This is a genomic window from Enterobacter adelaidei (assembly GCF_041937165.1).
Classification (GTDB): Bacteria; Pseudomonadota; Gammaproteobacteria; order Enterobacterales; family Enterobacteriaceae; genus Enterobacter; species Enterobacter adelaidei.
Map to the genome: position 1 here is coordinate 391,340 of NZ_CP154353.1, position 24,247 is coordinate 415,586.

The 24,247-nt window shown below is 54.4% G+C and carries 24 protein-coding genes and 3 tRNA genes; 15 read left to right on the forward strand and 12 right to left on the reverse strand.

Annotation, left to right across the window (positions count from 1 at the left end; genetic code table 11):
• Window positions 1-78 precede the first annotated feature (78 nt).
• Window positions 79-432, forward strand: coding sequence for a DUF4156 domain-containing protein (locus tag AAHF05_RS01900; RefSeq protein WP_023310115.1), 354 nt, complete (start codon window positions 79-81; stop codon window positions 430-432).
• 47 nt (window positions 433-479) lie between these two features.
• On the opposite strand, the gene epmB is transcribed toward AAHF05_RS01900, so the two are convergent.
• On the reverse strand, window positions 480-1,508 hold the full coding sequence (epmB, locus tag AAHF05_RS01905) for an EF-P beta-lysylation protein EpmB (RefSeq protein WP_129324145.1): 1,029 nt from the start codon (window positions 1,506-1,508) through the stop codon (window positions 480-482).
• A 40-nt stretch (window positions 1,509-1,548) separates the two neighbouring features.
• On the opposite strand from epmB, the gene efp reads away from it, so the two are divergent.
• From efp to ecnB, 3 genes are all read left to right on the forward strand, one after another.
• The gene (efp, locus tag AAHF05_RS01910) at window positions 1,549-2,115 is read left to right on the forward strand and encodes an elongation factor P (protein ID WP_010427766.1); all 567 of its coding nucleotides are present in this window, start codon (window positions 1,549-1,551) and stop codon (window positions 2,113-2,115) included.
• A 58-nt stretch (window positions 2,116-2,173) separates the two neighbouring features.
• Window positions 2,174-2,305, forward strand: a complete 132-nt coding sequence (locus tag AAHF05_RS01915; RefSeq protein WP_024907352.1) for an entericidin A/B family lipoprotein — start codon at window positions 2,174-2,176, stop codon at window positions 2,303-2,305.
• 108 nt (window positions 2,306-2,413) lie between these two features.
• Window positions 2,414-2,560: a lipoprotein toxin entericidin B gene (gene ecnB / locus AAHF05_RS01920; RefSeq protein WP_003025482.1), complete on the forward strand. Its 147-nt coding sequence runs from the start codon at window positions 2,414-2,416 to the stop codon at window positions 2,558-2,560.
• A gap of 37 nt (window positions 2,561-2,597) precedes the next feature.
• Here ecnB and AAHF05_RS01925 read toward each other — a convergent pair whose 3' ends face one another.
• Window positions 2,598-3,197: a LuxR C-terminal-related transcriptional regulator gene (locus tag AAHF05_RS01925; protein ID WP_028016420.1), complete on the reverse strand. Its 600-nt coding sequence runs from the start codon at window positions 3,195-3,197 to the stop codon at window positions 2,598-2,600.
• Window positions 3,198-3,459: 262 nt separating this feature from the next.
• Between AAHF05_RS01925 and sugE the strand changes: the two genes are divergently transcribed.
• The gene (sugE, locus tag AAHF05_RS01930) at window positions 3,460-3,777 is read left to right on the forward strand and encodes a quaternary ammonium compound efflux SMR transporter SugE (protein WP_028016421.1); all 318 of its coding nucleotides are present in this window, start codon (window positions 3,460-3,462) and stop codon (window positions 3,775-3,777) included.
• Here the strand turns inward: sugE and AAHF05_RS01935 are convergent.
• Both AAHF05_RS01935 and blaACT read right to left on the reverse strand, forming a co-directional pair.
• Window positions 3,774-4,304: a lipocalin family protein gene (locus AAHF05_RS01935; RefSeq protein WP_028016422.1), complete on the reverse strand. Its 531-nt coding sequence runs from the start codon at window positions 4,302-4,304 to the stop codon at window positions 3,774-3,776. The genes sugE and AAHF05_RS01935 overlap by 4 nt on opposite strands.
• A 96-nt stretch (window positions 4,305-4,400) precedes the next feature.
• Window positions 4,401-5,546, reverse strand: a complete 1,146-nt coding sequence (blaACT, locus tag AAHF05_RS01940; protein WP_129324144.1) for an ACT family cephalosporin-hydrolyzing class C beta-lactamase — start codon at window positions 5,544-5,546, stop codon at window positions 4,401-4,403.
• Between the two features lie 132 nt (window positions 5,547-5,678).
• Between blaACT and ampR the strand changes: the two genes are divergently transcribed.
• Window positions 5,679-6,554: a LysR family transcriptional regulator AmpR gene (gene ampR, locus AAHF05_RS01945; protein WP_049007261.1), complete on the forward strand. Its 876-nt coding sequence runs from the start codon at window positions 5,679-5,681 to the stop codon at window positions 6,552-6,554.
• Between the two features lie 30 nt (window positions 6,555-6,584).
• Here the strand turns inward: ampR and frdD are convergent, their stop codons facing one another.
• The 4 genes from frdD to frdA are packed head-to-tail and all read right to left on the reverse strand — an operon-like array spanning window position 6,585 to window position 9,878.
• A complete protein-coding gene (gene frdD / locus AAHF05_RS01950) occupies window positions 6,585-6,944 on the reverse strand; it encodes a fumarate reductase subunit FrdD (RefSeq protein WP_013095272.1) in 360 nt (119 codons plus the stop codon).
• A 10-nt stretch (window positions 6,945-6,954) separates the two neighbouring features.
• On the reverse strand, window positions 6,955-7,350 hold the full coding sequence (gene frdC / locus AAHF05_RS01955; RefSeq protein ID WP_029739890.1) for a fumarate reductase subunit FrdC: 396 nt from the start codon (window positions 7,348-7,350) through the stop codon (window positions 6,955-6,957).
• 10 nt (window positions 7,351-7,360) lie between these two features.
• Entirely contained in the window at window positions 7,361-8,095 is a 735-nt protein-coding gene (gene frdB, locus AAHF05_RS01960) for a fumarate reductase iron-sulfur protein (protein WP_114979655.1), read from the reverse strand.
• Window positions 8,088-9,878: a fumarate reductase (quinol) flavoprotein subunit gene (frdA, locus tag AAHF05_RS01965; protein ID WP_028016427.1), complete on the reverse strand. Its 1,791-nt coding sequence runs from the start codon at window positions 9,876-9,878 to the stop codon at window positions 8,088-8,090. The genes frdB and frdA overlap by 8 nt, the downstream gene beginning before the upstream one ends.
• Window positions 9,879-10,188: 310 nt before the next feature.
• Between frdA and epmA the strand changes: the two genes are divergently transcribed.
• A complete protein-coding gene (gene epmA / locus AAHF05_RS01970; protein ID WP_028016428.1) occupies window positions 10,189-11,166 on the forward strand; it encodes an elongation factor P--(R)-beta-lysine ligase in 978 nt (325 codons plus the stop codon).
• Between the two features lie 195 nt (window positions 11,167-11,361).
• The gene (yjeM, locus tag AAHF05_RS01975; RefSeq protein WP_129324143.1) at window positions 11,362-12,861 is read left to right on the forward strand and encodes a glutamate/gamma-aminobutyrate family transporter YjeM; all 1,500 of its coding nucleotides are present in this window, start codon (window positions 11,362-11,364) and stop codon (window positions 12,859-12,861) included.
• Between the two features lie 38 nt (window positions 12,862-12,899).
• On the opposite strand, the gene mscM is transcribed toward yjeM, so the two are convergent.
• From mscM to rsgA, 3 genes are all read right to left on the reverse strand, one after another.
• Window positions 12,900-16,223 carry a miniconductance mechanosensitive channel MscM gene (gene mscM, locus AAHF05_RS01980; protein WP_028016430.1) on the reverse strand — a complete coding sequence of 1,108 codons (3,324 nt, stop codon included), beginning with the start codon at window positions 16,221-16,223 and terminating at the stop codon, window positions 12,900-12,902.
• A 19-nt stretch (window positions 16,224-16,242) separates the two neighbouring features.
• Window positions 16,243-17,211, reverse strand: a complete 969-nt coding sequence (gene asd / locus AAHF05_RS01985) for an archaetidylserine decarboxylase (protein ID WP_129324142.1) — start codon at window positions 17,209-17,211, stop codon at window positions 16,243-16,245.
• 97 nt (window positions 17,212-17,308) lie between these two features.
• Window positions 17,309-18,361 carry a small ribosomal subunit biogenesis GTPase RsgA gene (gene rsgA, locus AAHF05_RS01990; protein WP_032666746.1) on the reverse strand — a complete coding sequence of 351 codons (1,053 nt, stop codon included), beginning with the start codon at window positions 18,359-18,361 and terminating at the stop codon, window positions 17,309-17,311.
• A 107-nt stretch (window positions 18,362-18,468) separates the two neighbouring features.
• Between rsgA and orn the strand changes: the two genes are divergently transcribed.
• From orn to AAHF05_RS02010, 4 genes are all read left to right on the forward strand, one after another.
• A complete protein-coding gene (gene orn / locus AAHF05_RS01995) occupies window positions 18,469-19,014 on the forward strand; it encodes an oligoribonuclease (protein WP_028016433.1) in 546 nt (181 codons plus the stop codon).
• 196 nt (window positions 19,015-19,210) lie between these two features.
• Window positions 19,211-19,286, forward strand: a tRNA-Gly gene (locus tag AAHF05_RS02000).
• Window positions 19,287-19,322: 36 nt separating this feature from the next.
• Window positions 19,323-19,398 (forward strand) — tRNA-Gly (locus tag AAHF05_RS02005).
• A 36-nt stretch (window positions 19,399-19,434) separates the two neighbouring features.
• Window positions 19,435-19,510: transfer RNA gene (locus tag AAHF05_RS02010), tRNA-Gly, on the forward strand.
• Window positions 19,511-19,780: 270 nt separating this feature from the next.
• Here the strand turns inward: AAHF05_RS02010 and queG are convergent.
• Complete coding sequence (gene queG / locus AAHF05_RS02015; RefSeq protein WP_028016434.1) at window positions 19,781-20,920, reverse strand: tRNA epoxyqueuosine(34) reductase QueG; 1,140 nt, start codon at window positions 20,918-20,920, stop codon at window positions 19,781-19,783.
• Between queG and nnr the strand changes: the two genes are divergently transcribed.
• Genes nnr through amiB form a run of 3 tightly spaced genes read left to right on the forward strand, consistent with a single transcriptional unit; the run spans window position 20,919 to window position 24,247 of the window.
• Complete coding sequence (nnr, locus tag AAHF05_RS02020; RefSeq protein WP_129324141.1) at window positions 20,919-22,442, forward strand: bifunctional ADP-dependent NAD(P)H-hydrate dehydratase/NAD(P)H-hydrate epimerase; 1,524 nt, start codon at window positions 20,919-20,921, stop codon at window positions 22,440-22,442. The genes queG and nnr overlap by 2 nt on opposite strands.
• Window positions 22,435-22,896 (forward strand): tRNA (adenosine(37)-N6)-threonylcarbamoyltransferase complex ATPase subunit type 1 TsaE, encoded by a 462-nt coding sequence (gene tsaE, locus AAHF05_RS02025; protein WP_028016436.1) that lies wholly within the window; start codon window positions 22,435-22,437, stop codon window positions 22,894-22,896. The genes nnr and tsaE overlap by 8 nt, the downstream gene beginning before the upstream one ends.
• A 16-nt stretch (window positions 22,897-22,912) precedes the next feature.
• On the forward strand, window positions 22,913-24,247 hold the full coding sequence (gene amiB / locus AAHF05_RS02030; RefSeq protein ID WP_129324140.1) for an N-acetylmuramoyl-L-alanine amidase AmiB: 1,335 nt from the start codon (window positions 22,913-22,915) through the stop codon (window positions 24,245-24,247).

Below are 24,247 nucleotides of genomic sequence, written 5' to 3' on the forward strand. Positions count from 1 at the left end.
TTTTCTTTTGGTCATCTTTTAGGTATAAGGTTTACACACGGACAACTACTGTCCAGCTTATTGAAAACGAGGAATAACATGCGCGTAAAAGTCTGTGCAGGGATCGTAGGAGCAGCATTGCTGCTGGCGGGTTGTAGCTCCAGCAATGAACTGTCGGCAGCGGGCCAGGGCGTTCGCTTTGTGGAAGATAAGCCTGGCAGTGAATGTCAGCTGTTAGGCACCGCAACCGGTGAGCAAAGCAACTGGATGTCGGGTCAGCATGGCGAGGAAGGTGGTTCTATGCGCGGTGCGGCGAATGCCCTGCGTAACCAGGCTGCGGCCATGGGTGGGAACGTGATTTACGGCGTAAGCAGCCCAACGCAGAGTATGCTGTCCAGCTTCGTGCCGACCGCCAGCCAGATGAATGGCCAGGTCTACAAGTGCCCGAACTGATTGCCTTTTTCCCTCTCCCACAGGGAGAGGGTTAGGAGGAGGGGAAATTAGTGCTGCCGCAACTGTAAATCCAACGGCGTCTTGCTTGGCTCACCGCCAATCTCACGTGCCAGTTTCGGCACCATATAGCCTGAAACCAGCGTTAACAGTTCGCGCATAATCTGCCGGGCTTCTTCATCCGTTACCATGAAATGTGCCGCACCCTGAACGCGATCCAGCACGTGCAGGTAATAGGGCATTACTCCGGCATCAAACAGGGCATTGCTCAGGTCAGCCAGCACGTGGGCGCTATCATTCACGCCACGCAGCAGCACGCTCTGGTTCAGCAGTGTCACCCCCGCTTTACGCAAACGCACCATTGCCGCACGAAACTCGCCGTCAATTTCATTGGCGTGGTTAATGTGGTTCACCAGCAGCACCTGCATTCTGGACTGCTCCAGGCGTGAAACCAGAGCGTCAGTGATACGTGCTGGAATGACAATCGGTAAACGACTGTGAATACGCAAACGCTTGATGTGCGGGATGGCTTCAAGCTGGTTTAGCAGCCAGTCCAGCTCATGATCTTTCGCCATCAGCGGGTCTCCACCGGAAAAAATAATCTCGTCCAGCTCCGGATGGGCGGCAATATAGTCCAGCGCGACCTGCCAGTTGCGTTTATTACCCTGATTTTCCGCATACGGGAAGTGCCGACGGAAGCAATAACGACAATTTACCGCGCAGCCACCTTTTACCAGCAGCAGGGCTCGGTTGAGATACTTATGCAGTAAACCTGGCACCACACTGTTCTGCTCTTCCAGAGGATCGGTGCTATAACCCGGCGCGGTGACAAATTCATTCTGCGAAGTAAGTGTTTGTTTTAAAAGTGGATCGTCGGGGTTACCTTTCTCCATCCGTGCCACAAACGCACGGGGAACGCGCAGGGCGAAAAGGCGCTTTGCCTCGCATCCTGCAAGCAACTCTGGGTGCTGATCGAGGTCTAAAAGACGCAGCAATTCATCAGGACTGGTGATTACATCGGCAAGTTGCGATAACCAATCTTCTCTGGACGGGGTGTTTAGGGTTACAATATGCGCCATTTTGTGGCTTAGCTACCAGTTAACAAATTTAGAGGGCCTTATGGCAACGTACTATAGCAACGATTTTCGTGCTGGTCTTAAAATCATGATGGACGGCGAACCGTACGCGGTTGAAGCCAGCGAATTCGTTAAACCAGGTAAAGGCCAGGCATTCGCACGCGTTAAGCTGCGCCGTCTGCTGACCGGTACCCGTGTTGAGAAAACCTTCAAGTCTACTGACTCCGCTGAAGGCGCTGATGTTGTTGATATGAACCTGACCTATCTGTACAACGACGGTGAGTTCTATCATTTCATGAACAACTCTACTTTCGAACAGCTGTCTGCTGATGAGAAAGCGGTAGGTGACAGCGCGAAATGGCTGCTGGATCAGGCCGAGTGCATCGTGACCCTGTGGAATGGCCAGCCTATCGCTGTGACCCCACCTAACTTCGTTGAGCTGGAAATCGTTGAAACCGATCCAGGTCTGAAAGGCGACACCGCAGGTACCGGTGGTAAGCCAGCCAAACTGTCTACCGGCGCAGTGGTTAAAGTTCCACTGTTCGTACAGACTGGCGAAGTGATCAAAGTGGATACCCGCTCCGGCGAATACGTATCCCGCGTGAAGTAATTTACGTGATGATTGAAGGCGCAGCGCCCGCTGCGCCTGATTTTTACAGGCAGGGATGATGAAACGTACCGTTAAAATTCTGCTTCTGTTAGCGCTTTCCAGCGCATTACTCTCCGGCTGTAACACCACGCGTGGAATGGGACAAGATATCCAGGATCTCGGCCATATCATTTCTCACGCCGCCAGCTAAGTTCGTCTAATTTTCCTAAAAATGCTTCCTTTTCCGTCATCCGACGGGATCTTGTCTATTCTTAAGTTGCTATACACAAAACAACTTTGGCTATAAAAGGAAGATATTATGGTTAAGAAGACAATTGCAGCGATCTTTTCAGTCCTGGTACTTTCTTCGGTGTTAACGGCCTGTAATACCACGCGTGGCGTCGGTCAGGATATTTCTGAAGGTGGTAGCGCAATCTCTGGTGCGGCAACAAAAGCCCAGCAGTAATTAACAAACGGTACGGGACCTGATGGGTTTCGTACCGTCAGCTTTCTGATTCCTGCAAGGATAAAAACGGTGAAAAACGCGTATCCATATGCAGTTTCATGCGGATATTTCGTTTATAGGTATAGACCGTTTTCCCGTTGATACTCAGGTGAGCGGCAATTTTCTGATTGCTCGCACCGTCCATCCACAATGTCAGCACTTTCTCTTCCTGCCGGGTCAGCAAGGGGGCCGCCGTCGTCGGCCTGTCAGCGCTTGCGCGCGAGACTAATGCGTCGTTGATAACCGTTGCGACTTCTTCGAGGCTGGCGTTTTTCAACAATGACGACCAAACCGGGAACTGCCCGAGCCAGTCCGTCATGCTGTTGTCTTCTCCCGATTGCAGCAAGATAAAAGGCAATTTTTCACTGGCGTTAAGTAGGGTAGAGAGCTGTTGGAAATGGTGAATATCCTGCCTGAAGCCGTACAGGTCAGCGATAACCAGATTGGGTTTCCATTGCAGAATGTGCTCTCTGGCAAGAAATAGATTATTCAGCCCGGTCACAACGTAGTGCCCAGGGAACAAACCGGAGTGATTGAGCCATGCTTCAAACCCTGCGCGGGTGAAGTGACAACGGTCAATCAATAGAATTTTGAACATATTTTATTCGCAGTCGGCTAGTGGTTTGGCTTCCTGCCATCAGAAAGCACATCATCATAGAGAAGTCAGATGAGTGGTAAATGCCTGAACTCCGCGCCATACTGCGGCTATTTCTTGCCTTAACGTGTTCAGCAGAAAGGGATTGAAAAAAAATCGCACGCTAAGCAAAATAAAGGGCGTAATCTTTGCCTTACGGGACGACCCGTAAGCGTATCTTTCACCGGGGACGGCCCCAACTTACCTGTAAGTTAAGGAGCCTGAAATGTCCTGGATCGTTCTTTTAATTGCCGGCCTGCTCGAAGTGGTATGGGCGATTGGTCTCAAGTACACCCACGGATTTACCCGTCTGACGCCCAGCGTCATTACCGTTACCGCGATGATAGTCAGTATCGTCCTGTTGTCGTGGGCGATGCGTTCTTTGCCTGTGGGAACGGCTTATGCTGTCTGGACTGGCATTGGTGCCGTAGGCGCTGCCATCACGGGCATTCTGCTGCTGGGAGAGTCAGCGAGCCTGGCACGTATCGCCAGCCTCGCTCTGATCGTGGCCGGTATCATTGGGTTGAAACTCAGCACGCATTAATGGGGTTGTTCTACCCAGATGAGTTTTGACACATCAAACCCCTGCCGGGTCGCAACATCCAGCATCTGCTGTTTCATCTCAGACGAGATGGTTGGCGTGCGGGAGAGTATCCACAGGTAGTTGCGATCCGGCCCGCAAACCAGCGCATGGCGGTACTCTTTGTCGAGTGCTATTACGTTGTAGCCGCCATAGAAGGGGCCAAAGAAGGAGACTTTGAGCGCGGCCCTCCGTGGATCGCCAGTGAAGTATGCTTTTCCTGTCGACTGCTGCCACATCTCCCGGTCGGGATTATAGCCCCTGTTGATCACCTGAATACCGCCATCATCCATCGGACTGTAATTCGCAGTGACTTTCTCTAAGCCCCGTTCAAACCGATGGTCCAGGCGGGCGATTTCATACCATGTTCCGAGGAAGCGTTGTGCATCGAAAGGCGTGACAACGGTAACGCCAGAAGGTGGGGTAGGGGAACTACAGGCAACCACTAAAAACGCGGCTGTCACCGCGGCGATAACAGGCAGAATGCGCATAGGAGTTTCCTTACTGTTTTTTTGTTAAGTGTAGATGACGGCAAGGAAAATGCGGGGTGTTTTGCCGGGTAAGCAGAGTCGCCACCCGGCAATGTTTTACTTCAGCGCGTCGAGGATATGATATGCCGCCTCAACTCGCGCCGGGTTCGGGTAGCTTTTATTCGCCAGCATCACAATGCCAAGCTGCTTTTCTGGAATAAACGCCACATAGCTGCCAAACCCGCCAGTAGAGCCCGTTTTATGCACCCAGGACGCTTTTACCGGAGGGGCCGTGGGATTCACTTCTACCGCAGGTAACGGTGCCAGGGCAACCTTATTATCGCTACCCTCGACCACGGTTTTGGCCTCTACCGGCCAGTTCAGCATCTCCCAGCCTAACCCTTGATACATGGCACCTACGCGCCAGTATCGGGATTGCGCAAGGGCGATACCTTGCTTCAGAGAGGTATCCTGCAGAGTATCGGGAGACATGTTCGCCATCACCCAGCTCGCCATATCTTTGACGTTGGTTTTCACACCATAGGCTTCGGCATCCAGCATGCCCGGAGAAACGTGGACGGCTTTACCGTCACGGTATCCCCAGGCGTAATGCTCTTGTTCAGATTCCGGAACGTTAATCCACGTATGGTCCAGCTTGAGCGGCTTAAAGACCCGCGTCGTTATGGCCTGCTCATAGTTCATGCCGGAAGGTTTGACCGCAAGGGCGCCAAAAAGACCAATACTGGCGTTCGCATAAAGACGCGTGGTTCCCGGCTTCCACTCTGGCTGCCAGTCCTGATAGAAGCGCAGCAGAGAGGCGTTATCGGTCACCTCATCCGGTACCTGTAATGGCAGACCACCCGCAGTATAGGTAGCCAGATCCAGCATGCGAATTCCCTGCCACTGCTTGCCTGTCAGCTCAGGCCAGTATTTTGTTACCGGATCGCTCAGCGAAATTTCACCGCGAGCAATGGCATCGCCACCCAGGACGCCGGTGAAGGTTTTACTTATAGAACCCAGCTCGAACAACGTTTGCGGGGTAACAGGTTTGTTCGCCGCGATATCGGCTTTGCCGAAGGTAAAGTAGTGCGGCTGACCCTGATAAATTACGGCGACCGCCATCCCCGGGATGGTCTGCGCTTTCATCAGCGGGGTAACGGTACGTTCGACCACTGCAGCCAGCTGTTTTTCTGACATCGGTGCAGCAAAGACGGAGCAGGAGGTGCTGAGTAACAGGGCGCAGCAAAGGGATTTTTTCATCATCAGTTATCTTCCGTAATAGCAGGTCAAAGGAGTGTCCGGGCCCGTCAGACAGCTGTAGTCTGTGGGATTTGACTGTCGCTGACAAACGGTTAAATTTAGCATTAGCTGTTAATTTTTCTAACGGATGGGCCGATGACTCGCAGCTATCTCCCGCTTAATTCGCTTCGTGCTTTCGAAGCAGCCGCAAGGCATCTCAGTTTTACTCATGCCGCGATAGAGCTGAATGTTACCCATTCTGCTATCAGCCAGCATGTTAAGACGCTGGAACAGCACCTGAACTGCCAGCTTTTTGTCCGTGTTTCGCGCGGGCTGATGCTGACGACGGAAGGTGAGAATTTGCTGCCAGTGCTTAACGATTCGTTCGATCGTATCGCCGGAATGCTGGATCGCTTTGCCAGCCATCGCGCGCAGGAGAAACTCAAAATTGGTGTGGTAGGAACCTTCGCGACCGGTTTTTTATTCTCGCGGTTGTCTGATTTCCGCCGCTGCTCTCCGCATATCGATCTTCACCTTTCAACCCATAACAACCGCGTCGATCCGGCGGCTGAGGGGCTTGATTACACTATCCGCTACGGTGGCGGGGCGTGGCACGGGACCGAAGCGCAGTTCCTTTGTGATGCGCCGCTGGCTCCACTTTGTTCACCCGATATCGCCGCCGGGCTCCATACTCCGGCCGACATTCTGAAATTTACCCTGCTGCGCTCCTACCGGCGCGATGAGTGGTCGGCGTGGATGCAGGCGGCGGGGGAGCATCCCCCGTCACCCACGCATCGGGTGATGGTGTTTGATTCGTCTGTCACCATGCTGGAAGCCGCGCAGGCCGGCGTGGGAATTGCGATCGCTCCGGTCGATATGTTTACGCATTTGCTCAACAGCGAGCGCATTGTACAGCCGTTTGCCACACAGATTGATCTGGGCAGTTACTGGTTAACAAGACTACAGTCGAAAGCCGAAACCCCGGCAATGCGTGAGTTTGCGCAGTGGCTGGTGGGCAAAATGCAGAACTAAAAAGGCCCGCCGGAGGGCGGGCCAGAAGGGTCAGATAGTGACCACGGCAATCAGCGTTACCACGGTCAGAATGGTTGCCAGGCCGTAGAATACCCATTTACCGCTCGGGACATGGATTTTCAGGTCATGCATCGCATGGTGAATACGGTGCAGGCCACACCACAGCGGCAGGACGATCATCAGGAAGATGAATACGCGGCCGATAAAGCTACCCGCAAACGCCAGCACGCGTTCGTAGCTCAGTGCATCGCCCGGGAACAGCCCCAGCGGCAGCATAATGCCGACCAGCAGGATGATCACAGGTGCGATGATGGCACTCCACATGCCGCCAGCGCCAAACAGTCCCCAGAAGACCGGCTCGTCAGAACGTTTTGGATTTGGATTGATCACAGTAGTCTCCTTACCAGAACAGTGCGACAAACAGAATGACCACAGTGACCAGAATCGTCACTGCCCAGAGGCCTTTAATCACCGGCTCTGGCCCCATTTTCTCGCCTTTTACGATGATGTTCGCCGCTTTTGGCGCCAGTTCAAACCAGGTTTTGGTATGAAGCAGCGCGGCCGCGAGCACGATCAGGTTCAGGACCACAATGATCGGGTTTTGTAGAAAGCCAACAAAGCTTGCCCAGGCTTCCGGACCATGCTTGAGGGCAAAAACACCGTACATCAGCTCAAGACTGAACCAGACCGCCGGCACCGCTGTGCCTTCACGCAGCATATAGAAGCGATAAAACGGCAGATTTTTCCACCAGGTGGACGGCACTGGCCGTACATAGGCTTTGCGTTTAGTCGTCATTATGCACTCCTTAGCGTGGTTTCAGGGTAGCGATAAGAAAGTCTTTCGAGCTTTCCACTTTACCCTGCTGAATAGCGGCGGCCGGGTCGACATGCTTCGGACAGACTTCGGAGCAGTAACCCACGAAAGTACAGCTCCAGACGCCGTTCTGGCTGTTAAGCTGCGCCATACGTTCTTTTTTACCGTGGTCGCGGCTGTCTTCGTTATAGCGGTGCGCTAGCGTAATGGCGGCCGGGCCGATGAATTCGGGATTCAGGCCAAACTGTGGACATGCGGCGTAACACAGGCCGCAGTTGATGCAGCCAGAGAACTGATGGTATTTCGCCATCTGGGCCGGGGTCTGGGTATTTGGACCCTGATCCGGCGTGCGCGGATTGCCGATGATGTAAGGCTTAATGGCTTCCAGACTTTCGATAAAGTGGGTCATATCGACCACCAGATCGCGCTCAATCGGGAAGTTGCCCAGCGCTTCAACCTTGATGCCCCTGGTGTAATCACGCAGGAAGGTTTTACAGGCCAGTTTCGGCACTTTGTTAACCATCATGCCGCAGGAGCCGCAGATGGCCATGCGGCAGGACCAGCGGTAGCTCAGGTCTGGTGCCAGGTTATCTTTGATATAGCCAAGCGCATCCAGCAGAGAGGTTTGCTCGTCATAGGGGACTTCATAGAAAGCGCTATGTGGTGCGGTGTCCACTTCCGGATTGTAGCGCACCACTTCAACTTTCAGTTTTTGCATCTCAGCCATTCGCCTTCTCCTTCTTCTCGGCGGCTTCTGCTTCTGCGCCGTACACGCGTTTAGCCGGTGGCAGCGTGGTAATTTTCACGTCACTGTAGTCCAGACGTGTGGTGCCATCTGCATCGCGCCAGGCGAGAGTGTGTTTCAGGAAATTGACGTCGTCACGTTCGGTACAGCCTTCATCAAGACGCTGATGCGCCCCGCGTGACTCTTTACGCGCCAGAGCAGAGTGCGCCATACATTCTGCCACGTTCAGGCCGTGACCCAGCTCGATGGTATAGAGCAGGTCGGTATTGAAGACACTGGAGGTATCGGTAATGCGCACACGTTTGAAACGCTCCTGCAATTCCGCCAGCTTATCGACGGTTTTTTGCATCAGCTCAGGGGTACGGTAGATACCACAGCCTTCTTCCATCGACAGGCCCATTTCATCGCGGATCTTAGACCAGTTCTCGTTACCTTCCTGGTTCACCAGGTCTTTCAGGCGTTTTTCAACGTCAGTAACCTGAGCATCAAGCGCGGCACCGTTAGCTTCGCCCGCTGTAGCCGCGCGTTCCATTGCGCGCTCGCCCGCCATGCGGCCAAAGACGACCAGCTCTGCCAGCGAGTTCGACCCCAGGCGGTTGGCGCCGTGCAGGCCCACAGAAGAACACTCGCCGACCGCAAACAGGCCTTTGATACGGGTTTCGCACTGCTGGTCGGTTTCGATCCCGCCCATGGTGTAGTGCGCGGTTGGACGTACCGGAATCGGTTCTTTCACCGGATCAACACCGACGTAGGCTTTTGCCAGTTCGCAGATGAACGGCAGGCGTTCCAGCAGCTTCTTCTCACCCAGGTGACGCAGGTCGAGATAGACCACATCACCGCGTGGTGTGGAGATGGTGTTGCCTTTGCGCCACTCGTGCCAGAAGGCCTGGGAGACTTTGTCGCGCGGACCGAGTTCCATGTATTTGTTTTTCGGCTCGCCAAGCGGGGTTTCCGGGCCCATGCCGTAATCCTGCAGATAGCGGTAGCCATTTTTGTTGACCAGAATACCGCCTTCACCACGGCAGCCTTCCGTCATCAGAATGCCGGAGCCCGGCAGGCCAGTCGGGTGATACTGTACGAACTCCATATCGCGCAGCGGCACACCGTGGCTGAGCGCCATGCCCATACCGTCACCGGTGACGATGCCGCCGTTGGTATTGTAGCGATACACGCGGCCCGCACCGCCCGTTGCCATCACCACCGCATTAGCGCGGATCTGGACGAGCGTGCCTTCCATCATGTTCATCGCCACCAGGCCGCGAGCCTGTCCGTCATCAACCAGAATGTCGAGGACGAAATGTTCATCAAAGCGCTGAATTTGTGGGAACTGAAGAGAGGTCTGGAACAGAGTGTGCAGCATGTGGAAGCCGGTCTTATCGGCGGCGAACCAGGTACGTTCGATTTTCATTCCGCCGAAGCGGCGAACGTTGACGCTGCCGTCCGGACGGCGACTCCACGGACATCCCCACTGTTCAAGCTGGGTCATCTCCGTAGGACAATGGTGTACAAAGTAGTCAACCACATCCTGTTCGCAAAGCCAGTCGCCCCCTGCAACCGTGTCGTGGAAATGGTATTCAAAGCTGTCATGATCCTGCGCGACGGCGGCGGACCCTCCTTCAGCTGCAACCGTGTGGCTGCGCATTGGATAGACTTTTGAAATCAATGCGATTTTAGCGTTGGGATTAGCTTGTGCTGCAGCAATCGCAGCACGTAATCCAGCACCGCCAGCGCCAATTACGGCAAGATCGGCTTGAAAAGTTTGCACGACATTCCTCCAGATTTTTGTTATTTCGCAACGCGACAAACTAAAGGTAGTTCACCTGCCCAAAGGGACAATTGCGAAAGCGTTTCCACTGCTCCTTTATGGGTAAAACAGTATAACCGTGTAGATGTCAGGGAAATTTGACGTGTTCGATTTTTTTGCTGTTCTGTAGGGTGATTTATCATCGTGATTGATGAATTGCGTCACGTAATTACGCACCTAAATGAAATGCACGTTTTTACTGCGCAAAATTTGTCTCTGTCCCCGCTAACGAGTAGACTTCGTGCCCTTGTCTGAAATCGGAGAATTACCCATGAGCGAAACGGCCACCTGGCAGCCGAGCGCATCCATCCCAAATCTGTTAAAACGCGCTGCAATTATGACGGCGATCCGCCGTTTCTTTGCCGACCGCGGAGTCCTGGAGGTGGAAACGCCGTGCATGAGTCAGGCAACGGTAACCGATATTCATCTGGTCCCGTTTGAAACCCGTTTTGTTGGCCCGGGGCACTCTCAGGGCATGAATTTGTATCTGATGACCAGCCCGGAATACCACATGAAACGCCTGCTGGCGGCAGGATGCGGTCCGGTGTATCAGCTGTGCAGAAGCTTCCGTAATGAAGAGATGGGGCGTCACCACAATCCGGAATTCACCATGCTGGAGTGGTATCGTCCGCACTATGATATGTACCGTCTGATGAATGAGGTGGATGACCTGCTGCAGCAGGTGCTGGATTGCTCAGAAGCGGAAACTCTCTCCTATCAGCAGGCTTTCCAGCGCTATCTGGAAATCGATCCATTGTCAGCAGACAAGACTCAATTGCGCGAAGTGGCGGCAAAACTGGATCTCAGCAATGTGGCAGATACTGAAGAAGATCGCGATACGCTTCTGCAGTTGCTGTTCACGTTTGGCGTTGAACCGCAGATTGGCAAAGACCGCCCGACGTTTGTCTATCACTTCCCGGCAAGCCAGGCGTCTCTGGCGCAGATCAGCACGGAAGATCATCGTGTGGCAGAGCGTTTTGAGGTCTATTACAAAGGCATCGAGCTGGCGAACGGTTTCCACGAATTGACGGACGCGCGTGAACAGCAGCAGCGCTTCGAGCAGGATAACCGTAAGCGTGCCGCGCGCGGTCTGCCGCAGCAGCCTATTGATGTTAATCTGCTTGAGGCATTAAAAGCAGGTTTGCCGGATTGCTCCGGCGTGGCGCTGGGTGTTGACCGCCTGGTGATGCTGGCGCTGGGTGCAGAACAGTTGGGCGATGTGATTGCGTTTACGGTCGATCGTGCCTGAAAAAATGCCGGGTGGCGCTGCGCTTGCCCGGCCTACTCCCCCGGTGGCAATTTTCCTTTCCATTTCGCATAACAATATTAAAAACTGCCACATTCTCTATACACGGGTCTTTTTCTTAATTTGCTCCCTATAGGCACAATTTTTGTCTGGTCTTCTGCTACCATCCGCGCAGATTAATTTCCTTTGGATGGTTCTATGCCCCACTCACTCAAAAAGATGACCCTCACCGGGCTCATCCTGATGATTTTTACCTCCGTCTTTGGCTTCGCTAATAGTCCGTCGGCCTTTTACCTGATGGGTTACAGTGCGACGCCGTTCTATATCGTTTCAGCCCTGTTCTTCTTCATCCCATTCGCGCTGATGATGGCGGAAATGGGGTCGGCATACCGGAAAGAAGAAGGAGGGATCTACTCGTGGATGAATAACAGTATCGGCCCGCGCTACGCGTTTATTGGCACGTTTATGTGGTTCTCCTCTTACGTTGTCTGGATGGTCAGTACTGCGGCCAAAGTTTGGGTACCGTTCTCGACGTTTGTTTTCGGTAGCGATAAAACCCAGGTCTGGTCTCTGGCGGGCCTCAGTTCTACACAGGTGGTCGGGATTCTGGCCGTTTGCTGGATGGTGGTTGTGACGCTGGTCGCGTCTAAAGGCATCAATAAGATTGCCCGGATTACCGCCGTGGGCGGGATCGCAGTGATGTGTTTGAATCTGGTGCTGCTCCTGGTCAGTATCGCTATTCTGTGCCTGAACGGCGGTCACTTTGCGCAGGAGGTGAACTTTGTTGCTTCGCCTAACCCAAGTTATCAGTCCGGCCTTGCGATGCTCTCTTTTGTGGTATTCGCCATTTTCGCCTACGGTGGTATCGAGGCGGTAGGTGGTCTGGTCGACAAAACGGAGAACCCGGAAAAGAACTTCGCGAAAGGGATTATATTTGCCGCCATCGTCATTTCCATTGGCTATTCGCTGGCAATCTTCCTCTGGGGTGTCAGTACCAACTGGCAGCAGGTGTTGAGCAACAACACCACTAACCTTGGCAACATTACTTATGTGTTGATGAAAAGCCTGGGAATGACGCTGGGACAGGCGATGAACCTGACGCCGGAAGCGGCGGTGACAATGGGCATCTGGTTTGCGCGCATTACCGGCCTGTCAATGTTCCTCGCCTATACCGGCGCGTTCTTTACGCTTATCTACTCGCCGTTGAAAGCGATAATCCAGGGCACGCCAAAAGCGCTGTGGCCAGCGCGTATGACGCAACTGAATACGGCGGGAATGCCTGCTAACGCGATGTGGATGCAATGCCTGTTGGTGTGCGTGTTCATTCTGCTGGTGTCGTTTGGCGGTGATACCGCGTCAGCGTTCTATAACAAGCTGACCCTGATGGCGAACGTGTCGATGACGCTGCCGTATCTGTTCCTGACGCTGGCGTTCCCGTTCTTCAAAGCGAAGCAGGGTCTTGAACGTCCGTTTGTGATTTTTAAAACCCGCACGTCAACGCTACTGGCGACGACTGTGGTCGTGCTGGTGGTGGCGTTCGCGAATATCTTCACTGTCATTCAGCCGGTGATTGAAGCGAATGACTGGAACAGCGCGATGTGGATGGTTGGCGGCCCGATCTTCTTCTCGCTGCTGGCGATGGGGATTTATGAGAATTACCGCCGACGCTCAGTGGCGTACGTCACGGAAGCGGTGTAGCGGTTAAAGCGCCCCTCCCGAAAGAGAGGGGCGAAGATTTACAGGCTTCCCGCCGGGCGCTTACGTGCCGCCGACGTCAATGTTCTTCCCGTTTTACGTCCGTCCAGACTTTCCAGACGCATCTGGAACGGTGGGAACGGCATGTCAATACCATGCTCGCGGAAGCCAGCCAGAATCAGCTGGTGGATCTCGTGGCGCAGCGGCATACGGTGTCCCATTTCTGCAGCGTAAATACGCAGCTCGAAAATCTGAATCCCCTGCTGCAAATCGACCAGGAACACTTCCGGTGCCGGGTTATCGAGCACCAGCGTGCAGCGCTCGGCTGCGGTGTAGAGAATTTGTGTCACCTCTTCACTGTTGGCATCCGACGGTGCCGGTAGTGTCAGCACCACACGCGTGACCGAGTCTGACAGCGACCAGTTGATGAACTGTTCGGTGATGAATGCCTTGTTCGGCACGATGATCTCTTTACGGTCCCAGTCGCTGATCGTTGTGGCGCGGGTATTGATCTTCGTTACGCTACCGGTCAGATCGCGGATCGTCACCGTATCGCCTATACGTATCGGTTTTTCAAACAGGATGATCAGGCCGGAAACAAAGTTAGCGAAAATTTCCTGCATGCCAAAGCCAAGTCCAAATGTCAGCGCAGCGACCAGCCACTGTAATTTAGACCACTCAATGCCAATCATTGAGAAACCCACCATCCCGCCAAAGAGCAGGATCAGGTATTTAGTGATGGTGGTAATGGCGTAGCCCGTGCCGGGGGTTAAATCCAGGTGTTGCAGCAGAGCCAGCTCCAGCAGCGCCGGGAAGTTACGTACCAGTTGGGTAGTAATGATCAACACCAGAATGGCAATCAGTACTGAACCTAAGGTTATAGGCTCCAGACTTTCCACGCCCTGAACTGTAGATGTCACGTCCCAGAGAGAGATGTTCTCCAGGAAGCCAAACGCGGAGTGAATTTCCGACCACAGCACGATCACCGACAGGAGAGCAATCAGCATCAGGATGGAGCGCACCAGGCGCAGGGACTGGGTACTGATGGCATCCAGATCCAGTTCGACATCGTCCGCCTCCGTCGTCCCTTCCGTGCTGTTGACGTGGTTTGGCTCATCCTCACCCCGCGCACGCTGAGCGAGGATTTCTGCCCGGCGATGCTTGGCACGGTCGAAGGCCAGACGGCGGCGCTGAATCAACATCCAGCGACGGATGACGTGATACACCACCAGAAGCAGGAACCAGATCGCCACCGAGGTTTCCAGCCGCGCCAGCAGCGCCTTCGAGGTCGCCAGGTAACCCACCGCCGCTGCCAGCATCGCAATCAGCGGAGCGCTCAGCAGCAGGTTCCAGAGCAGGCGGTTGAACATGTTGTCGCCGCTACCGGATTTATCAAGATAGAGCGGTATACCGGCGCGTTTCAGGCTGAGCGTGACGATGGCCAGCGCCCCGCATATCAGCATAAAGCAGAGGCGACCCAGTGAGCCTGAGAACTCCCGGTCGTTAAGATTATCGAACATAATCAGCGCCATAATGAGTGGCACAATCAGTCCGATGCTCATCAGATAGTAACGCATAGCGCGTGCAACACGATTACGCGGCCAGCCAAAGTGGGCGATGAACAGGCCATTTGGCCGCGCGAATGTGGCACAAATCATCACGACCCACAGCAGTGGAACCGTCGCGGTGACGCCATCGCCTATCGCCACGGCGAGCGGATAGGGCCAGGCTTCCCGCAGGCCGTACCCCAGCGTCATCCACAATACCGGTAGGGGAGAGGCTACGAGAATCGACCAGAACACCGTGCGGAGCGTCAGCCAGAAGTGATCCTGGGTGACTTTCCCCACGCGCGAACTGGAACGCTCCAGAAAACGGGTGAAATGTCTGCGCGAGTAAATGCTAAAGCCCACCAGAATCAATGCGCCCAGCAGTGGGAAAATGGTCTCTTTGCTGGTGAGCATCATCACGCTGGCCTGTCCCAGCTGGCTGAAGGTGTCCAGCGAAATCAGGCGGCGCAGATCCTGAACAATCTCAATTGGCCACGAGAAAGTCATTGGACGCACGTCAGAGGTCCAGAAGAGGTAACGGTGCGTTGCCTCGTTTACCTCTTTCAGCGCATCTTCCAGCTGACTGTTTGACACCTTCAGCTTGGTAAGCTCGAGGATCAGCGTATCACCGCCCTGGAGCAGTGAGTTCAGGAGTTCACGCTGGGTGCGTAACTGGGCTTCAAGGATCCGGTTTTGCTCACTGCTCAGAGGTTGCCCGTCAGCCTGACGGATCTGGCGAATTTGCGGTTGTTTATTGAGAAGATCTTCAAAGTGCAGTCGCTGAACGCGTAGCTGGGCCATCTCGGTATCCAACTGCTGCGGCTTCGGCATTTCCGGCAGGCGTGCAACCTGAGCTCGTAACGCCTCGCCCAGCAGGTTTGATGACCCAAGCCACTGCGACTGTTCGCGCAGAGTGTTGAGCGCCTGGCGGACCTGCAGGGTTTGGTTCGTCGCCTGCCGCTGTTGTGAAGCGACCAGGTCCATACGCTGTGCCTGCTGGTTCAGTGCCGCTGAAAGCTCACGGTTGATCTTGAACTGATCGACGATGCCGACGGGCAGGTTCGCGCTGTTTTCCGCCAGTAGCTCGGTACTTTCCAGCGCGCGTTCGGCCTCGCGCTGGCGCTGGCTATTCAGCTGGTTACGTAGCGCCTGGAGATAAGCATCAAGCTGTTCGCTCTGTTTTTGCGCCAGTTCTGAACGCATCCGCGATAGCTCCTGGCGGTTATTGGCGGAGAGCTGCGCCAGCTCCAGTTCATCGACCAGCGCTTTCAGGCGGGCAGACTCAGCCTGCAGCCCAAGGTTTTGTGCCTGGTTTTGCGGCGTGTTGCCGGTTTGTGTGCCGACGCGGCGTTCAACCTCGTTGAGCTGACGGCGGGCATCGGTTTGCTGTTGCGGAAGCTGGCTGAGGGAGTCGGCAATTTCACGCGCTCGCTCCTGCTCCTGCTGAGCAAGGCGGCTCTTTTCCAGAAGCTGGCTGCTGACCTGCAGGATCTCCTGGTTCAGGGCGTCCGAGGTCATGCCTGCGGGCACGTCGCGCGGTTCGTCACGCAAATTATTGAGCTGCGCGCGCAGCGTCTGCGAGAGTTTGGGGAAGTTGTCGATAACCTGCTGATACTGCTGAGCGCGCTCAAGGGAGCCTTTCCGCTCCTCAAGCGCGTTCAGGGCAGACTGGAGCGACTCGACGGTCTCTGGCTGAGCGGGTTTGGCCGCTTTTGCCTGCTCCAGTTCCTGCGTTATCTGTTTGGCGTCGGGGGCTGTCGCTGCGTACGCCCCCATGCTGAGGCACCAGGCCATCAGTAGAACGATAATCGGGCGCACGTCAGCGATCCTTCTGTTGTTAGCCTTCGTCTTTTTTGTCGTCAACCAGCGGGCTGGCGTCGTGCTCGGCGTTAATCTCTTCCTGTGACAGCGGAGCAGGTTGTGCATCTGGCGTCACGAAGGTTTCGGTAGAGACCGCCAGCGGCTGGCCCAGTTTGGTGACCGACAGGCTTTCGAGCTGTTCAGCCAGCTTCACTTTGCCCGGCGCAAACAGGTTGATCACGGTAGAGCCCAGCTTGAAGCGACCCATCTCCTGACCTTTCAGCAGGGCGACAGAGCCTTCCGCTTCACCGGCAGGCCAGGTCCAGCGCTTGATCACGCCTTCACGTGGCGGAGTGATGGTGCCTGCCCAGACGGTTTCGATGCTGCCGACGATGGTGGCACCCACCAGAATCTGCGCCATTGGGCCAAATTCAGTATCAAACAGGCAGATGACGCGTTCGTTACGGGCAAACAGGTTTGGTACGTTTTGCGCGGTCAGATGGTTCACGGAGAACAGATCGCCCGGAACGTAGATCATTTCACGCAGAATACCGTTGCACGGCATGTGCACGCGGTGGTAGTCGCGCGGTGACAGATACGTGGTGGCAAACGTACCGTTACGGAACAGGTCTGCCATCAGGTAGTTACCCGCCAGTAAGGCCTCCAGGCTGTAGTTGTGGCCCTTCGCCTGCAGGATTTTGTCGTCTTCGATGTTGCCCAACTGGCTAATCACGCCATCTGCAGGCATCACCAGCACGTTAGGATCGGTATCAACCGGACGAACCTCGTCGCGCAGTGGGCGCACGAAGAATTCGTTGAAGGTGCGGTAGCTGGCGGTATCCGGCTTCTGCGCCTCTTTCATGTCGACCTTGTAATATTTTACGAAAAGGTCGATGACCAGTTTGGTCAGCCAGCCTGCTCGTTTGCTTGCGCCCCAGCCCGCCAGGCGAGTGAGCCACAGTTTTGGCAGAATGTATTGAAGCGAAAGTTTAAATGCGTTTAACAAGGTAGCCTCCAGGCCATTGTTTTGTCGTTCCTGATCCGGTGGCAGAGCACCGGAACCTGAAAAAAGGGGACGATTTTAGCGATGCTTAGCTTAGTTGTCAGTTATCAGAATCAGAAAAGTTTTTACGCGTTTTTACTTGATCCATGCTCTCAAGAATACGGTGGTAATTCTCGAAGCGAGTCTCCGCGATTTCACCGTTCTCTACCGCTTCACGGATAGCGCAACCTGGGTCGTTATCGTGTTTACAGTCGCGGTATTTGCAAGCGCCTAAATAATCATGGAATTCGACAAATCCGTTGAAGATTTGTTCCGGCTCGAGATGCCATAAACCGAATTCGCGCACCCCCGGAGAGTCGATCACATCGCCGCCATGTGGGAAGTGATACAGGCGTGATGCGGTGGTCGTGTGCTGGCCCAGACCCGAGACATCAGACACATCGTTGGTGAGGATCTCCTGCTGGAGACCAAGCAGGTTATTCAGCAGGCTCGATTTACCCACGCCGGATTGACCCGCGAAGATGCTGATACGATCGGTGAGCGCCTCTTCCAGCGGTTTCAGGCCATCTTTGGTGTAGCTGGAGACCATCAGAACGCGGTATCCAATCTTGCGATAGATATCCATCTGTTCATTGACGAAAGCCATTCCTTCGTCATCCAGCAGATCGATTTTGTTCAGCACGATAATCGGTTCAACCTGCAGTGTTTCGCAGGCGACGAGGTATCGGTCGATAATATTGAGTGAAAGTTCAGGCAAAATCGCCGAGACGATAACGATTTGGTTAATGTTGGCGGCAATCGGTTTCACGCCGTCGTAGAAATCGGGACGGGTTAACACAGACGTGCGCTCATGGACCGCTTCAACGATACCTTTTACCGTAACACCTTCCGCCGCCTCTTTACCCGGACGCCAGACGACGCGGTCACCGGTCACCAGAGAACGAATGGTCCGGCGGATGTTGCAGCGGTGGATCTCACCATCGGCGGATTCCACGTCGGCATGCATACCGAAACGGCTGATGACTACGCCTTCCGTTGGTTCGCCAAACAGGTTGTCGTCGTAATCGACCTTCTCCGAAGTGGTTTTAAGACGGCGCTGGTGATTGGCATTCACGCGGCGCTGCTGCCCTTTGGAGAGTTTATTTTTACTCAATCGCGCTGGCTCCTGGTCGCCCGTAAGGGGCAAAACCTCTATGATACACTCTAATTAATACTAGTTAACCTGCTACTGCCGGTTATGCGAGAAGGGTGGAAAATAACATGAGCGCGGATGAAAACAACCTGATTTGGATCGATCTTGAAATGACCGGGCTGGATCCCGAGCGCGATCGCATCATTGAGATTGCAACCCTGGTGACCGATGCCAACCTGAATATTCTGGCGGAAGGGCCGACGATTGCGGTTCATCAATCTGATGAACAGCTTGCATTGATGGATGACTGGAACGTGCGTACCCATACCGGCAGCGGTCTGGTGGATCGCGTGAAGGCCAGTACTCAGGGTGACCGTGAGGCGGAGCTGGCGACGCTTGAATTCCTGAAACAGTGGGTTCCGGCAGGCAAATCGCCAATCTGTGGTAATAGCATCGGCCAGGATCGCCGCTTTCTGTTTAAGTACATGCCGGAGCTCGAGTCTTACTTCCACTACCGCTATCTGGATGTGAGCACCCTGAAAGAGCTGGCTCGTCGCTGGAAACCTGAAATCCTGGATGGCTTTAAAAAACAGGGGACGCATCAGGCAATGGACGATATTCGTGAGTCTGTTGCGGAGCTGGCGTATTACCGCGAAAACTTCATTAAGCTGTGATTTTGAGATCCGGCGCCTTGCGTGGCCGGTTTTTTGCCGTTAAATTGTGCAGCTTGCCGATTAAATAAGCATTTGAACTGAATTTCGAAAAAATCGCTTTCAGGGGGGTTGCAGCTAAAAGGATTTCTCGTATAATGCGCCTCCCGTAACGACAGAGAATTACACGTTACGACAGCAACAAAAGCAGTACAGATTTGCGGGAATAGCTCAGTTGGTAGAGCACGACCTTGCCAAGGTCGGGGTCGCGAGTTCGAGTCTCGTTTCCCGCTCCAAAATTTGAAAGTGCTTTTAAAGCATGCACCACCCAAGCGGGAATAGCTCAGTTGGTAGAGCACGACCTTGCCAAGGTCGGGGTCGCGAGTTCGAGTCTCGTTTCCCGCTCCAAAATTTGAAAGTGCTTCCACAGCACGCACCACCCAAGCGGGAATAGCTCAGTTGGTAGAGCACGACCTTGCCAAGGTCGGGGTCGCGAGTTCGAGTCTCGTTTCCCGCTCCAAATTCTTCTTCATCTTTAAAATATCCACAGCGAAAAGAGTCGTTGGGGACGTTTTCTGTTGTCTCTGAAATACTCTTGTGAACAGAGTTATCCACAGAAACTACGTTTAATCGGAATCGGCTAAAAACTTAGCAGGGTGAATAGTATTCGTGTAATTGGCTGTATTATATGAATAAAATTTGATTTCAAAATGTTATTGAGATCACTTGACCTCTTCTCCAGTCCCGATGCTGCTTGAGTTTGTATTTTTATACACAGGCTGTGAATATATTATGCGTCGCGCGTAAGTCCTTTCTCAATCACCCTCACCAGGCGTTGTTTCTTCGGTAATTGCACCTCGACTACGCAGGCATTTCGCTTCTCGATTTGCTGTGCAACCGCCCATTCTATGTGTTCATCGAGAAGTGGGTGCTCACCTCTGCGGCTTTCGAGCGCCTGAATATTGGCTTCATCCCAGGGCGCATTCCCCAGTGCAACGGCAACATTACGTAGCCAGCGCAGATGGCCAATGCGACGAATGGCAGACCCTTCTGTCACTTTCAGGAACCAGGCTTCGCTCCAGGCGAACAGCTCAACGAGTTGCGGTGCGTGCAGAGCTTTACGCGGACTGAAATCTTCTTCATCCGTGAGTTGTGAATAGCGGTTCCATGGGCAGATCAGCTGACAGTCATCGCAGCCGTAGATTCGGTTGCCGATAAGCGGCCGGAACTCCTCAGGGATCGCACCTTCCAGTTCGATAGTGAGGTAGGAGATGCAGCGGCGAGCATCAACAGTATAGGGTTCAACGATCGCGCCGGTGGGGCAGATGGTCATACAGGCCACGCAGCGGCCACAGCCTTCCTCTACCGGGCCGTCTACCGGCAGCGGTAAATCAATCAGCAGTTCCCCGAGGAAGAAGAACGATCCGGCGTCGCGGCTAAGGATAAGTGAGTGCTTACCTGTCCAGCCAAGCCCGGCTTTTTCAGCGATCGGGCGCTCAAGAATAGGCGCAGAATCGACAAAGGGTCTAAAATTCAGCGAAACACAGTGCTGCTGAATAGTTTCCCCGAGTTTTTTTAAACGGTTACGCAGAAGTTTATGGTAATCACGTCCCAGGGCGTACCGGCTGACGTAACCCAGCGAGGGGTTTTTTAGCGTGCGCGCAAAAGCCGCGTTGGCGGGCAGGTAGTTCATGCGTACGCTGATGACACGCAATGTGCCCGGCAAAAGCTCGTGCGGACGGGCGCGCATCATGCCATGACGCGCCATCCACTCCATTTCGCCGTGGTATTGTTTGTCCAGCCAGGCCTGTAGTTTCGGCTCGCTGGCGGAGAGGTCGGTATCGGTAATGCCTACCTTCTGGAAGCCAAGCTCAGCACCCCACTGTTTAATTTTTTGCGCTAACTGATTGAGATCGAGGGGCTGTGACATGACGGACCATACAGTGAAGAAAAACCCCGCAAGTATACCACATTCCATCTGGCATGCGGACGACCTCCGGCGCGCCGAAAAAGAGGCAGCAGACAGCCTCGGTATCACCCTATATGAACTCATGCAGCGCGCAGGCGAAGCCGCGTTTAACGTTGCCCACAATGCATATCCGCAATCCAGACACTGGCTGGTTTTGTGCGGGCACGGCAATAACGGCGGTGACGGTTATGTTGTCGCCCGTCTTGCCGTTGCTGCGGGTATCCGCGTCACGTTGCTGGCGCTGGCGAGTGCTAAACCGCTGCCGAAGGAGGCCTGCTCGGCCCGAGATGCCTGGCTGAATGCCGGCGGTGTGATTCATGCTCCTGATATCCTCTGGCCGGAGGATATGGATCTGATTATTGATGGTCTGCTCGGGACCGGTCTACGCAGTGCGCCGCGTGAGAACATTGCCGCGCTGATTACACATGCCAATTGCCATTCCGCGCCGGTGGTGGCGCTGGATATTCCCTCAGGCCTGATAGCACAAACCGGCGCGACGCCGGGGGCGGTGATTCAGGCGGCGCATACGGTAACATTCATCGCCCTGAAGCCGGGTTTACTGACCGGCAAAGCGCGGGATGTGGTCGGCGTACTGCACCACAATGCGCTGGGGCTGGACAGCTGGCTAGCCGGTCAGGAAACGCACCTTTCGCGCTTTGATGCTTCGCAACTTGCAGAGTGGCTGCCTCCGAGACGTCCCACATCCCATAAAGGCGATCATGGCAAACTGGTGATTGTCGGGGGGGATTACGGTACGGCGGGGGCTATCCGCATGGCGGGTGAAGCGGCATTGCGAAGCGGTGCTGGTCTGGTACGAGTCCTCACGCGCATTGAGAATATTGCGCCGATCGTTACTGCCAGACCCGAGTTGATGGTGCATGAGCTTACGCTCCCGATGCTCGAGGAAAGCCTCGAGTGGGCAGATGTGGTCGTTATCGGCCCCGGGCTTGGGCAGCAGGCGTGGGGTAAACAGGCCCTGCAAAAGGTCGAGAATTTTCGTAAACCGATGCTGTGGGATGCTGACGCGCTGAACCTTCTGGCAATCAACCCAGATAAGCGTCACAATCGCATTCTGACGCCACACCCCGGCGAAGCCGCGCGTCTGCTTAACTGCAGCGTGGCAGAAATTGAAAGCGATCGCTTACTTTCTGCTCAGCGTCTGGTAAAACGTTACGGAGGTGTTGCCGTTTTGAAAGGGGCAGGAACCGTCGTCGCCAGTGAAGAGGCGCTGGGCATTATTGATGCCGGAAATGCGGGCATGGCGAGTGGCGGAATGGGTGATGTGCTTTCAGGCATCATTGGCGCATTGCTTGGACAGAAACTTCCCCTTTATGATGCAGCCTGTGCGGGCTGCGTGGCTCATGGTGCAGCGGCAGATCAACTGGCTGCACGTTACTGTACACGCGGTATGCTGGCCACCGATCTTTTTTGCACGCTACGGCGTGTTGTTAACCCGGATGTGATTGACGTAGAAAATGACTAATCGAGCGATTCCTTTACCTGATGAACAAGCCACTTTAGATCTCGGCAAGCGCGTGGCGCAGGCCTGTCAGGGGGCAACCGTCATTTATCTGTATGGTGATTTAGGTGCGGGTAAAACCACCTTCAGCCGGGGCTTTTTACAGGCGTTAGGGCATAGCGGGAATGTGAAAAGCCCAACCTACACGCTGGTAGAACCGTACACCCTTGAAAATCTCATGGTGTACCACTTCGATTTATACCGCCTTGCGGATCCTGAGGAGCTGGAATTTATGGGGATCCGTGATTATTTTGCCAATGATGCCATTTGCCTGGTGGAGTGGCCGCAACAAGGTGCGGGTGTGTTGCCTGACCCGGATGTCGAAATTCACTTAGATTACCAGGCACAAGGGCGTGAGGCACGCATCAGTGCGGTTTCCTCATCAGGGTGTTCCTTACTGGCTCGTTTAGCCGGTTAAGCTTAGGGATAACGGGATGATTAATCGCGTTAAAAGTTGGTTATTGGCTGCCACCGTGCTGCTGTGCGCGCAGGCCGGGGCGGCTAACCTCTCAGATATTCAGGTATCGAACGGTGAAAGCCAGGCCCGGATCACATTCAGTTTTATGGGTGACCCTGAATACGCTTTTTCACAGCCAGACAGCCACAGCGTGGCGCTGGATATCAAACAAACCGGAGTGATTCAGGGATTACCGCTGCAGTTCAGCGGTAACAATCTGGTGAAGAGCATTCGCTCAGGCACACCACAAGATAGCCAGTCATTGCGCCTGGTGGTTGATCTCACCGAAAAGGGCAAAACGAAGGCGGTCAAACAACAAAACGGCGCGAACTATACGGTGGTTTTTACCATCAATGCTGATGTACCTCCGCCGCCGCCTCCGCCAGTGGTGGCAAAACGCGTCGAAGAACCGGTTTACACACCGCGTCCTTCTGAACCTGCACGTAATCCGTTTAAATCGGACAGCGACCGCATTACCAGCGTCACCAGCAGTAATAGCGTTACACGCCCTGCGGCCAGCGCACGTCGTGCGGTCAGCGGTGATAAAGTGATTATCGCGATTGATGCGGGCCATGGAGGTCAGGATCCCGGCGCGATTGGTCCAGGCGGCACGCGGGAGAAAAACGTCACGATTGCGGTAGCCCGTAAGCTGCGGACGTTGTTAAACGATGATCCGATGTTCAAAGGCGTGCTGACTCGCGACGGCGACTATTTTATCTCTGTAATGGGCCGCTCAGATGTGGCGCGTAAACAAAATGCCAACTTCCTGGTCTCCATTCATGCGGATGCAGCGCCAAACCGTAGCGCGACTGGCGCATCGGTATGGGTGCTTTCGAACCGCAGGGCGAACAGCGAAATGGCAAACTGGCTGGAAGAGCACGAGAAACAGTCTGAACTGTTAGGCGGTGCGGGTGATGTGCTGGCAAACAGCCAGTCAGATCCATATCTCAGCCAGGCAGTGCTGGATTTACAGTTCGGTCATTCCCAGCGCGTCGGTTATGATGTCGCCACTAACGTATTGAATCAGTTGCAGGGCATCGGAGCATTGCATAAGCGTCGTCCGGAGCATGCGAGCCTGGGGGTTCTGCGTTCGCCGGATATTCCATCCATTCTGGTGGAGACAGGCTTTATCAGCAATAACAGTGAAGAGCGTCTGCTGGGCAGCGACAGCTACCAGCAGCAACTTGCCGAAGCCATTTATAACGGTTTGCGTAAATATTTTGAGGCGCATCCTCTGCAGTCCGCGCCACAGGGCGGGGCAGCTCAGACGGCCAGTGCCGCGCAGCCTGGCGAGATAACTGCGACCAACTAA